The sequence below is a fragment of the Cyanobacterium sp. T60_A2020_053 genome, from assembly GCA_015272165.1.
GTDB lineage: Bacteria > Cyanobacteriota > Cyanobacteriia > Cyanobacteriales > Cyanobacteriaceae > Cyanobacterium.
The window spans coordinates 26,054-38,607 of record JACYMF010000086.1; the positions used below are offsets into that span (position 1 = coordinate 26,054).

The window sequence follows — 12,554 nt, forward strand, 5'->3', positions numbered from 1 at the left end:
CCTCCCCTCACCAAAATACTTTTTCAGCAAATCCTAGATAGAATCAAATAAATCTTCTAAACCAGCATCTTCTACTGAAATCATGGTAGTTTCAAAAAAACCAAGAATATCTTTCATCTCAGGATTTCCCTTACTAGCGCCCGTCACCCCCATAGCGAAAGCCACGGCACAACAACCATCAAACTCCTCCACCTTTTCTTGCCATTTATTTAAGGCTTTCATAAAACGAGCATCACAGTTAATTTCACTGAGCAAATAATATTCATCCTCATAAGTTTGAATCACCACCAAACAAACCTTTTCACCATCATGATTTCCTAACGCAAAGCAAAGGGATTCGATGCCATCATCTTCCGCTAAAACGTCAATTATTTCCTTAATCTTACCTCTGGTATTTTGAACCATAAAAGTAGGGATATTACTATCTGGTGCAAAATCCAAAATGTCTGTTAAATCCAGATGACTACCACGTTTATCATCAATTATTGGTAAAGCTAGAATCGGCACAAAACCAAAGTTAAACATCGACCCTGACGGAATTAAGTTAGTTTTTAAAACAACATCATCATCATCATCATCGTCTCCCATTTCCTCTAACTCTACCGCTAACTCTGGCATGGTGTTTACCTGCACAGAAAAAGATTCATTTTTATCCCAAGGTAAAGTTAACTTAAAAGTAGTGGTTAATAAATCTAAAGGCTCTTTTTCTAATTCCTTTTCAAATTGGGCAAAGAATAAGCCCAGCGCCCTCACCGCCAAATAAACGGGAATAGCCTCTTCCTGTTCGCTAATGGGTCGAATACCCTCATAAGGATGAATACTGCCAAATAACGCCTCAACTTCATCATCATCTTTACTAAATAAATCAAATAAATTTCCCTTCTTATCATCATCTTCATCATGAGAAAAATTTAAAAACCAACAATCCTGCTGTAAAAAAGACCGCTCCAACTCTGCTTCACTGGCTTCATCATCCAAATCCACCGCCAAACTTCTAAACTGTTTCATGGAGTCTAAAGAGCGATAAAAAATCACCCCAAACTCTTTACCCATCATGCCCATAACACAAGCATAAAGAGATTCAACATCATGGGTATTAAGCTGAATCTCGATAATGTCATACTCAGCGATTAAATTCCAAATTTCTTGATCCCAAATCAAGTTAATGGCTTCTTTCTCCAATTCTTGCATCCACGCAACTGGAATATTAATACTCGAATCTTGTTGAAAAAGTTTAAAATTACGCCAAATTTCGTCCAATAAAGGTAAATCTGGTTGATAATCCACAGTGATTGCTAAATCTTGTAGCGCCCCTCTTAAAAAAAACTGTAATTCTCGATCTTTAACAACCACTTTTTGGGGGCGACAAGGCTCACCCGGGCTATGGGGATTTTCAATGGCTTTTAATAAAGCCCTTACCATAGCTTCAAAACCGGTATCTTTGCGTATGACATCCATGGAACGTACAATGCCCTCTGACGCATCAATCCAGAGAATACACTGGGCTGTTTCTGCTAAATCAGGATCGATATTTTCCATCATTTCTTCTACCGGAAACATATTCCCTTCCCACACATTAGAAAGTTGTGGAATGCGCTGTAAACGTTTTTTCGTAGTGATGGGTAATGACGACATGGGCAGTGGTAATAATTTATCCTCTCAAGATAATAGCAAAAAATGCGTCAAAAGGGCAAAGTTAAAAGGGCAAAGGTTTTATGAATTATGAATTATGAATTATGAATTATGAATTATGAATTATGAATTATGAATTATAATCCTCCTCTGCTTCCCCTGCTTCCCCTGCTTCCCCTGCTTCCCCTGCTTCCCCTTCTCCCTCTGCTTCCCCTTCTCCCTCTGCTTCCCCAGCGCCCTTCACCGTAGTTAATTAATAACTAAAGGTTGATTGAGCGTAACATTAAGATCAGTTTCCGGACGAATAACCAATAAATCAACCCGATTCATGCCTAAAAACTGCGGAATTAAAGTGGCTAAAATTCCACCACCAGTACCGATTAAAAGTTCTTCTGTGGCAATGGCACGGTCTCCTGTTACGGCTGAAATGGCTGCTGCTGCTGCTGTGCCTAAAGCTGCATTTTTCAACAAATTACCAGTATCTGTGCCTCTGGCAACGCTTTCAGTCTCGGTAATTACTTGAGAAGATGCGTTGATGGTGTAAGTGCGCCCGTTGGTCAATATTAATTGTTGAGCAATGAAACGAGTACCGTTTTCTGTGGGGCGTAATTCTCCCTTGACTTCGCTATCTCTGGGAATTAAAACACTACCCTGACTATTAACAACATTTTGGGAAACCTTGAGGGTAATGGGTGCAGTTTCTTGTTTGGTAATTAAAATTTTATCGGCGCGGTAACTGACAGGAATTTGAGTTCCCGCCATAAGATTATTATTATTACTGACAGGTAATTGGGTAACAATATAAGGAGAATTGATTTGGCTAACTTGCCCTTGAGATAGTAAACCTTGATAAATAAGAGCAGCCACTTCTGCCCTTGTGGCATTACGTTGGGGGTTTAATTGCTGAGGACTAGGATAATTTACGACTATTTTTTTCTCTGTGGCTGCGGCGATGGGCGCTCTGGCAAAGTTAGAGATACTACCATTATCGTTATAAAAACCCACCACTGTATTAACATCATTGGTAGCACTATAGTTTAAACCGTTAGCAAGGGATACTAAGACTTGTTCTCTGGGAATATTTTGTTCAGGGCGGAAAACGTCTCCCGGATAACCAGACAAGAAACCCATACTATAAGCACGACTAATGGCATCATTCGCCCAATAGTTACTAGCTACGTCTTGGAAGCGAGGGGCGCTACGAATGTTATTTTTCGTCATGGCTTTTTGCACCATGGCGGCGAATTGCGCTCTGGTGACGGGCGCTTCTGGTTTAAATGTACCATCAGGAAAACCAGCAATTACCCCTCTACTCACTAAAGCTGTAATAAATTGATTTGCCCAATGGTTATCAGAAACATCATTAAATTGTCTTGCTGGTGTTTGGGCGGTGACGGGCGCTGGATTAATAAAACTTTCTACTAGGGGAATGGTAGCAGTTGAGCCTAACGCTAAGGCTAAAATTAAAGATGTCGTTTGCTTATACATAATATTGCTTCATAAGTTTTGTTCTCTTGACCATAACAATAACTTTTAAGTTCCTACTAATTAGGGGTTTCTGAAAAATTATTTTAGTGAAGGGAGGTGTCAGGTTTCGGGTGTCAGGTTTCAGGTGAAATGCTTATAAATTAGAGAGTTAAGCCAAATAGTTATTTTTCATAAATTGCTCATTTGTATCAATAATTTTTGATGGGAATGGAAAAAATACAGTATTTTTAGAGAAAAAAGACTATCTTTGGCACTTTTTCTGGGTTTCATTCTGCTTACAGCGCATTTCACATGAATAAACCACGTTTTTTGTTTCTCGCAAAGGGAATCTTTGTGACTATCTAAATTGTGGTTTAAGGAAATGAAAACTGCTGTAAAACCTTTCTTTTAAAAGAGTTTTGATTTATTTAGCAAACCCTAATTGTTTTCACAGGGTTGAATAATATTCAACCCCTACAAGTCGAGAAAAAATGATTTCAGGAGAAGTGTATTTTAAAACATACCTTTAATCAAATCCTCATAATGAGTTGTTACCATGGGGCGCTTAACTTTTAGAGTCTGGGTCATCATACCATTGGCAATAGAAAAAGGCTCTAAAATCAACTCAAAAACGGCAATACGGTCATCGGGACGGTAGCCGGGTCGATTTTTGACCTCACGGGTTAACTCTTGCTTAAACAGGCTCACAACTGCCTTAGCATAAAGATCGCTTTCTGTCACTTCTTGATGAGAAGCGTTAATATGGGGAATTTGCAAAGCAATTTTTTGCTCTTTTGCCCAATTTTGCAAAGCGTCTAAATTAGGCACAATCAGCGCCCCTAAGTATTTTTGATCTTGCCCCACTAACATAATTTGATCAATAAATGGGCTACGCAAACAAGCATCTTCTAGGGGTTGCGGTTCGATATTTTCCCCGTTACTTAGTACAATAGTATCTTTTGCTCTGCCTGTAATTACTAAATCATTTTGCGGTGTCACCCACCCTAAATCGCCACTATCAAACCATCCCTCTTTATTGATTGCTTTGGCGGTGGCTTCTGGTTTTTTGTAATATCCTTGCATTACTTGGGTACCACGAATGAAAACTAAGCCTTTTTCCCCTTGGGGGAGAGGGGTTTTGGTTTCCACATCCACAATCATAATTTCTGTTTCGGGGAGGGGTTGCCCAGAGGCGCTGACAATGTTACGGTTAAAACGGCGCGCGTTGGTGACAGGAGAGGTTTCGGTTAAGCCATAGCCTACCAAAAGAGGAATACCGACAATTTGAAAGAAGTTATCGATATGTCTAGCTAATGAACCACCGCCACTAATCCATGCTTTAATATTACCACCTACTCCAGCGCGCACCTTCCCATACACCAATTTATCACCGAGGGCATGAAGGGGATAGAAAGCCATACTTTTGATGGTGGCTATTAGTTTTTCTGTACCAGTTGGGTTCAAATTGTCGAGAGTTAATCCTTGTTGGATGCGTTTGTTGTCGAGATATTGTTGAGACATATTGAGAAAGAAGTTAACTATTTTTTCTTTGCCTGTGTCTCGGAATAGTTTTTGCACTCCTTCATAAATAGATTCCCATAAACGGGGTACTCCTACCATATAATGAGGTTGATATTCTTTTAAGTCTCCTTTAAAGTAGCGAATATTGGTATAAATTAGGGTTGTGCCTTTTGATAATAAGAAATATTCTGATGCTCTTTCGTAGGAATGCCAACTAGGTAAAATGGTTAAGATACGATCGGCGGGCGCTGGTTGGATGATACACTCAAGGTAGCGCACTTGGTGCAGTAGGTTACGATGGGTTAACATCACTCCTTTTGGTTTCCCTGTGGTGCCTGATGTATAAATTAGGGTTGCCAAGTCATCACTATTGACAACGGGAGGGATAAAAGAAACCCCGGCGCCCTTCGCCATTATTTCAGTAAAGTTATATACAGCGAAATGATAGTTGTTTTTAACTTCCTCGTCTGATAATAACCCCACAAATTTGAGAGATAATTTAATTAATTCTGGCTGGAGTTTCTCAAGGGTAGCTAAATCTTGCACAATTAAGGCAACGCTATCGCTATCTTCAAGGATATACAGTAATTCCTGTTTTTCTGCTTGGGATGAGCGCACGGCATCCACTGCACCAATTATAATAATACTTTGATCTGCCATCAACCAACGGGGGCTATTATCAGCAAAGAGGGAAATTTTATCCCCTGCTTTAATGCCTAGTGCCTGTAATCCTTGTGCAAAGTCTCGGATTTTTTGATGTAATTCCCCGTAAGTTAGTTTTAAAATCGGTTTACTATGGGGATCATGTAGTGCTAATGTATTATGGTGACGGGCGCTGATTACATCCCACATTTGCCCTAAACTTTGCAAGTCTAAATACTTTTTTTCTTGATTCATGGCTCAATTTTTCCCAACGATAGATGATTTATTTTGATTCTAATTGTTGAGGGGTTTTTTGTTGATTTCTGTGGGCTACCATTTCGATTGTCACAATCGTCAGAAGGGCAAAGGGCAAAGTTAAAAGGGCAAAGGTTAAAAAAGGGTAGAGAAAAAAAATAATCTTTGGCACTTTTTCTTGGTTTTATTCTTGTGGTTTTTCTTGAGGTTGTTCTTGATTTTTTTCTGCTTCTATGCCTTGTTTAATTATACTTAAAATTTCTTGATATTGTTGATTTTCTGGTTGTAATTCGACTAATTTTTCCATGTGGGGGAGGGCGCTTTTAAGGTCTTTATTTTGTAAGTGAATTTCTACTATTTTTTCTCTGGCAAAGCGGTTATCTGGTTCTTTTTCTAATACTAATTGATACCCTTCTATTTCCTGCACTAACTCATTATTAACAGGTGGATTTTCTACGGCGGAGGGCGCTGGTTGAGGGTTAGTTAACATTCCGATTACAGTAGAAGCGGAAAACCAAAAGAAAGATATTCCTGATAAAATTACCACCACTTTTTTAAAAATTTCTTTCCCAGAAGATTTCTTTTTCATAGTATCTATGTCAATTGATTTCAATATAAACCTTTACCATTTTACAGAATTTATATTATTTCTGTTTTAGGTAGTCGAAAGTGCCGTAGAAAAACAATTAATCATGAATTGTTCATTATGACTTTTTCTGATATTCTAGTTTATACAACTCTTGTAAAAACTGCACTATGATCATCGCCCTTGATTTTGGTACAAGTAACACTGTCATCGCCACTTTTAACCCTAAAACCCAACAAGAAGAATTAATTAATTTAAGTAAATTTAGCGAAAACATTACTAAAAATATTGACATAATTCCCACTTTAGTATATGTAGAAAATGCCAAAAATAAAGATATTTTATTAGGAAGACAAGCTAAAGAAAGAGAGTTGAAATCTGGTGAAAGTCAACGATTTTTTAGTAATTTTAAAAGAGGCATTGGAGTAAATATACAAGGATTTTTACCCGAATTAGATGGAGAAAAAATCAGTTTTGAAACGGTGGGCGAATGGTATTTATCTAGTTTAATTGAAGCATTACCAGAAAAGCCAAAATCTTTAATTATTACTGTGCCAGTGGATAGTTTTGAAAGTTATCGACACTGGTTAACTACAGTATGTCAAAAATGGGCAGTGGAGCAAGTTAAAATCATTGACGAACCGACGGCAGCGGCGTTAGGATATGGTTTAGATCAAGATCGTTTAGTGTTGGTAGTGGATTTTGGTGGTGGTACGCTGGATTTTTCTTTGGTAGAATTAGATTTAGGTAAAAGTGGCACTGCCCAAGGATTTATTTTAAAATGGGGCGAGAAAATATTAGGGGAAAATTCCAAGCAAAAACCTAAAGTTGCTAAGGTAATTGCTAAAGCTGGAATTAGTTTGGGGGGCGCTGATTTAGATAATTGGATTGTGGATTATTTTGTCAGAGAAAAAGGTTTAGAAAAGTCTCTTTATCTTACTCGTTTAGCAGAACAAATTAAGATTAGATTATCAAGACAAAAAAAAGTTCAAGAATCCTATCAAGAGGAAGAAAAAGAAGCTAAAGATAGACTATCTTTAAGTATTAATGAGTTTGAGCAAATTTTAGAGCAAAATAATTTTTTTACTCGGTTAGATGATTTGATGGCGGATATTTTGCAACAGGGAAAAAATAACGGTATCATCCAAGACAATATCGATTTAATTCTTCTGGTGGGGGGAGGTAGTCAAATCCCAGCTTTGCAAAATTGGTTACAGCAATATTTCCCCCCCGAAAAAATCAAAAGTGAGCGCCCTTACTCGGCAATTGCTACGGGTGCATTAAAATTAGAACAGGGGATGCAGGTTAAAGATTTTCTGTATCATAGTTATGGTATTCGCTATTGGAATCGCCGTCAAAATTGTCACAGTTGGCATACTATTATTTCTAGTGGGCAACCCTACCCCATGAAAAATCCCATTGAGTTAGTGTTGGGGGCATCCATGGTAAATCAACCTAGTATAGAATTATTGATTGGGGAGATGGGCGCTGAAAATATCACCACTGAGGTATATTTTGATGGGGATAGATTAGTAACAAAACAGGTAAGTAGTGGCACTAATGAGGTACAAATTCTTAATAGCGACAAGCAAACTATTGCTAATCTCAATCCTCTAGGTATGCCGGGCAATGACCGAGTTAAGGTATTATTTAAGGTGGATGAGTCTTGTCAGTTACGCATTACGGTGGAAGATTTATTGACTAATGAAATTTTAATCGATAATTCTATTGTGGCTCAATTAAGCTAGTTTGCCTTTAAGTCGTTTCAATAGTTTTCGACGGGGGAGAAGAAGCAAACCCACCATAAGGCAAGGGGTTTCAACCCCTTGTTAGATTAAGTTTGGATAATTAGTTACAACATAGATTATCTCTTCGCACTTTACTCACCGTGTAATGAATTACACGGAACCAACAGGATCACGTTCAATAAATTGAACTAAGATGTTGATATTATTAATTTGTCACCAATCAAGCGAACTTGATCTTAACTACAATAAAAATAAGAAAAAGTGCCAAAAATAGCCATTTTTCTCTAAAAATAACGTATTTTTTCTTCTCTATCAAAAATTCTATATTCTAAATTCTACATTCCCTTCACCACTCCACTTTTTCAGCAACCCCGACTTATAATAACTGACGATATTTTTTCACCTCGTCAACATAACCTCCCTGTTCATAATACTTGATAGCGGTGGGAATGTCATCCATTTTTAAACAAGCCTCAGCTGCTTTTTGCCACTGGCTAAGAAAATTCCACAACTGCGCAGCTTCTTCCCATTTATCTTGATACTCGCATACTTGGGCTAACTTTTCCCAATTATTCAACTTGCGCCAACAATTTTCAGCGTTTTCCCAATCCTCAATTTTTTCGTAATATTCCACTGCTTTAGCTAAATTATCAGTTAGCGCCCATGCCTTGGCAGATTCCGCCCATTTTTCTTGATATTCGCACATTTGAGCCACCTGTTCCCATTGCCAAATTTTACGCCAACATTCCTCGGCTTTCGCCCAGTGTTTTAACTGTTGATAACAAAGCGCCGCTTTTTCCATATCTTCAACTTTAAGATAAGCTGTCGCTGCGTCTTCCCAGCGCCCCATTTCTTCGCAGACGGGCGCTAATTTTTCCCAATTACCAGACATTCGCCAATATTTTTCCGCCCTCTCCCAATCCTGACAATTTTCATAACAAAGCGCCGCCTTTTCAATTTGATTTGATTTTAACCAATCATTAGCCGCCACTTGCCACTTACCTTGTTTAACACAGGCTTCATCCACTTTATTTTGATTTCCTACCAAGCGCCAACAGTCTTCCGCCGCGCGCCATTTTTCTGCTTTTTCATAGGCTTCTCCAGCTTTGGCATAATCTCCAGCTTCCTGATATGCCCTAGCCATTTTTTCCCAATCCTGCAAACTTTCCCACATTGGCACAGCTTGTAACCATTTACCCTGCTTCTCCAAACTCAATGCAATACCAGATAATTCATTTATATTACGCCAACAGCGCTCGGCATCCTGCCAATATTCTCCCTGCTCATAGCATAGCGCTGCTTTCTCCCATTCGTTAACTTTTTCCCATGCCTTCCCTGCATGATGCCATTCGCCCAAATTTTCCCAACTTTCGGCAGATTCTAGCCATTTTCCCTGTTTTTCAGCGCACATCACACTTTGTCGCCAATTATTGGCTTTCAACCAAGATTCTTCCGCTTTTTGCCAATCTTTTAATTGTTGATAGCATAGCGCTTCTAGTTCAAGGGCGCTGGTTTTTGCCCACATTTGAGCCGCTTCTTGCCATTTTTGTTGCTGTTGTAGTGCGATAGCAACATAACCCCAACACTCCAATTCACGCCATAAGTTCTCTGCTAAATCCCATTGATTTGCCCATTGATAACAAAAAGCGCCCTTCTCCGTGTTACCTTGTTTTAGCCAAGTTTGTGCTGCTTCCGTCCAATTTTTTTGTTGCTCATAGGATAGTGCTAAATCTTCCCATCTTTCCAACTCTAACCAACATTTTTGCGCTTCTAACCATTTTTCCGCTTTTTGCCAACATACGGCAGCGCTCTCAATTTCTCCTACTTTTTGCCAACAATTACCGGCTTTTTCCCACTGTTGTAAATGTTCCCAAATTACGGCGACTCGTTCTAATTTGCCTAGCTTTGTCCACATCTGAATAGATGCTTTGAAGTTGCCAATTTCTCGATAATATTGATCTGCTAATTCATAGTATTTTTGAGCTTCTTTTAACTGGCTTTTGCCTCGACATTTATCCCCTGCTAATTCCCATTGATTATTAGCTTCTAAACAACGTAATTTTCCAGCAAAATCGTCAGCTTTATCATAGCAATAATTAGCTAAATCAAAAAGATGCTTTTCCTCGAAATAAAGCCCTTTATGACTCCAATCCTCTTTTTTTGAACTAGCCCACTTTGCTTCCCATAGTTTTTTATCAACTTCATTCCAACAACGAATCGCCTCATCAAAAATAAATAATTTATTCCAAATATCTCCAGCTTTACCCCAATTTCCCTGAATTTCTTCTAATAGTGCTTCAATTTTTGCTGCTCCTAAAATATCATTAGCTTGGAAGTAAAGTTGACTAACAATTTTGTAGGCTTTTTCATTACCTTGCTGAAAATAAAACTCGGTAATACTATTAATATCTTGGTTATTTTCCTCGAATAGATTATCTAATTCTGTGGGATAACCTAATTCGATTAAATCGCTAATCCCTGCTAAATTCCAAAATTCATTAACTTCTTGATCATAAAAATATAGTTTTTCGGTAGCGCAACGAATGGAGTTATAAATAAGTCGATATTTTTGTGCTAATAAGCTATTTGATGATTGAATATTTTGACCTAAATTACTAAATAATTTCCACACTAAAACTCCTTTAAATTGTAAATCTTCTAGTTGATTGATTAAAACAATTCTTTCTGAGTCTTGAGGAAAATAACTTATTAATTTTTTCTTGTCGTTTTCGTTCATCACTACGATAGCATTACCTGCTCCTAAACGAAAACCTTGTTCTAAGATTTCACTTTCTAAACCAGAAATAATTAATGGTTTTGGATAGTTTTTTAACCATGAAGATTGAGGGGTAATATTTTCTTCATATTGAGCATTTATCGCAGTCAAATTGACTAAAGAGGCTTTTAAATTAGCGATAGCGTCACCGCTTTGGAAATTGTAGCTTAATTCTTTTGGTTCAAATGCTGAACGAATTTTTATCCATAATGGCGATTTTACATACTCTTCAACGGCAATTTTTTTAACTTTTCCCCACCCTAAATTAACGTTATTTGTTAGGGAGTTATCTTCTCCAATGAAGAATAGTTGCGGTAAGTAATTATCTTTATTACCAATTTTTAAGACATCAAAAATAAGCTGAATTTGTACTTCATTTAAGTGGTGAGTATCATCGATGTAAATAACATGATAAGTTTGGCTATTGTCGGGGGATAAGTTTTTATGAAGATATTGTGCTAAATCTGTTTCATCCCAATAGTTATTTGTTTCTAGCCAGTTTTGATATTGATTGGCTATTTCATAAATATTGTTAAAGTCACTTGATTGAGGAAAAAAACTTTGGTTTCTCAAGGCTAAATAGTCAGCAATGCTAATTAAGTTATTTTCACTTTTTAGGGCTTTTTTTGATCCTTTAATTATCTGTTTTATTTCTTGCCATAAAATGGAGTAGTCTAAGCCTAATATCTTTTTCTCTTGGCAAAATTGTTCTAAAAATTTATACTTAGTTACTTGTCTTTGGGCTAAAAATTGGTTTCTACTGATTAAGTTATTAGCAATGGCTAAATTTTTGGCAAAACTTTGGTAGTCTTCAATAATTAGGTTGGGTGAAGGGCGCTGGATTGTTTCTTTGATTAAGTTATTAACTTGTTTCTTTTCGTGTTGATTTTTCGTTATATAAATTATTTTATAGTCGCTTATATTTCTTTTTTCGTAGCTGTGTTTTAATGCTGAATAAACGGCTGTGGTGGTTTTCCCAGCGCCCTTCTCCCCTGATAAAATAAAAGGTAATTGAGGGTTATTAATATTTTTATACTGCTCTGAAGATACTAATAATTGAAACTGTTTATTTTGACTTTGAGAGAGAGAAAAGTTATAAAAATCGTCGTCTTTTTTTAACCAATCATTTTCTGTTAGATTAATTAAATTTTCTGTGGAGGGTAATTGATTGATGAAATTATTATCTAATCCTTGAATTTGATAATTATAAAAAGTAAATTGTGTTAGACTATCTTTGATTTGAGTAATATTTTGATTAACTATAGCAACTAAACGAATTAAAGAATCTGTGGGGGAAAAAGTTGCTATTAGATGGTAAAATTCATTAGCAGAAAAAGCAATCACCCCTTGTCTTGGTAGAGTAATATTAGGGTTAGTAATGTTATCCTTAATGGTAGTTTGGAGGGCGCAGGTTAAGGTGTTATATTGCTGATAACTAAGCTGATTTAGCTGACTCCAAAGGGAAAAGGAAAAGATAACTTGCATGGGAAAAATACTCACTAATAATAATCAAAAACAGTGTTAGGAAAAAGGGCAAGGGGCAAAGGGCAAAGGGCAAAGGTAAATTGAAAGATAGCTTAAATTAGCAGTTTTTTGCTAATGTCTTAAAAGATGGGGTTATAAACTTTTTATTATTGAAAAAGAATCTTTCATTTGTCATTGTGATTATTAAATTGTTTTGGTGAACCGTATAAATAGTAATCGTGTTCTAATGCCCAATCTTCAGGTGCTTCAACACTACCAATTAATTTTTCGATGCAATCCCAACCCTGTTGGTCATCAGATATTTTCTTTTCTGATTCAATGGTAATTGTATAAGTTTGATTAGGAATTAGTTTCAATGGTTTTTCTGGAAGCAATACTTTTCCATCAAATAAGACTGTAACAACTTCGCTCATCTTTTTACTTATAGATAAAATGGCACATC

The 12,554-nt window shown here is 37.0% G+C and carries 7 protein-coding genes; 1 reads left to right on the forward strand and 6 read right to left on the reverse strand.

Translation table 11 applies throughout. The features are described from left to right. Positions 1-33 precede the first annotated feature (33 nt). The 4 genes from IGQ45_11735 to IGQ45_11750 form a co-directional block, all read right to left on the reverse strand. Positions 34-1,635, reverse strand: coding sequence for a hypothetical protein (locus tag IGQ45_11735; protein MBF2057858.1), 1,602 nt, complete (start codon positions 1,633-1,635; stop codon positions 34-36). 246 nt (positions 1,636-1,881) lie between these two features. Then, entirely contained in the window at positions 1,882-3,120 is a 1,239-nt protein-coding gene (locus tag IGQ45_11740) for an S-layer homology domain-containing protein (protein ID MBF2057859.1), read from the reverse strand. A 492-nt stretch (positions 3,121-3,612) separates the two neighbouring features. After that, on the reverse strand, positions 3,613-5,517 hold the full coding sequence (locus tag IGQ45_11745) for a long-chain fatty acid--CoA ligase (GenBank protein MBF2057860.1): 1,905 nt from the start codon (positions 5,515-5,517) through the stop codon (positions 3,613-3,615). Positions 5,518-5,701: 184 nt separating this feature from the next. Next, positions 5,702-6,106: a tetratricopeptide repeat protein gene (locus IGQ45_11750; GenBank protein ID MBF2057861.1), complete on the reverse strand. Its 405-nt coding sequence runs from the start codon at positions 6,104-6,106 to the stop codon at positions 5,702-5,704. Positions 6,107-6,273: 167 nt separating this feature from the next. On the opposite strand from IGQ45_11750, the gene IGQ45_11755 reads away from it, so the two are divergent. After that, positions 6,274-7,851: an Hsp70 family protein gene (locus tag IGQ45_11755; protein MBF2057862.1), complete on the forward strand. Its 1,578-nt coding sequence runs from the start codon at positions 6,274-6,276 to the stop codon at positions 7,849-7,851. 376 nt (positions 7,852-8,227) lie between these two features. On the opposite strand, the gene IGQ45_11760 is transcribed toward IGQ45_11755, so the two are convergent. Both IGQ45_11760 and IGQ45_11765 read right to left on the reverse strand, forming a co-directional pair. Continuing rightward, positions 8,228-12,127, reverse strand: a complete 3,900-nt coding sequence (locus IGQ45_11760; protein MBF2057863.1) for a hypothetical protein — start codon at positions 12,125-12,127, stop codon at positions 8,228-8,230. Positions 12,128-12,276: 149 nt separating this feature from the next. Continuing rightward, positions 12,277-12,525: a hypothetical protein gene (locus IGQ45_11765; GenBank protein ID MBF2057864.1), complete on the reverse strand. Its 249-nt coding sequence runs from the start codon at positions 12,523-12,525 to the stop codon at positions 12,277-12,279. Positions 12,526-12,554 lie beyond the last annotated feature (29 nt).

Bases quoted from the DNA above. Each gene is read 5' to 3' on its own strand.
- IGQ45_11735 (MBF2057858.1), bottom strand. From the start codon at position 1,635: ATGTCGTCATTACCCATCACTACGAAAAAACGTTTACAGCGCATTCCA.
- IGQ45_11740 (MBF2057859.1), bottom strand. From the start codon at position 3,120: ATGTATAAGCAAACGACATCTTTAATTTTAGCCTTAGCGTTAGGCTCA.
- IGQ45_11745 (MBF2057860.1), bottom strand. From the start codon at position 5,517: ATGAATCAAGAAAAAAAGTATTTAGACTTGCAAAGTTTAGGGCAAATG.
- IGQ45_11750 (MBF2057861.1), bottom strand. From the start codon at position 6,106: ATGAAAAAGAAATCTTCTGGGAAAGAAATTTTTAAAAAAGTGGTGGTA.
- IGQ45_11755 (MBF2057862.1), top strand. From the start codon at position 6,274: ATGATCATCGCCCTTGATTTTGGTACAAGTAACACTGTCATCGCCACT.
- IGQ45_11765 (MBF2057864.1), bottom strand. From the start codon at position 12,525: ATGAGCGAAGTTGTTACAGTCTTATTTGATGGAAAAGTATTGCTTCCA.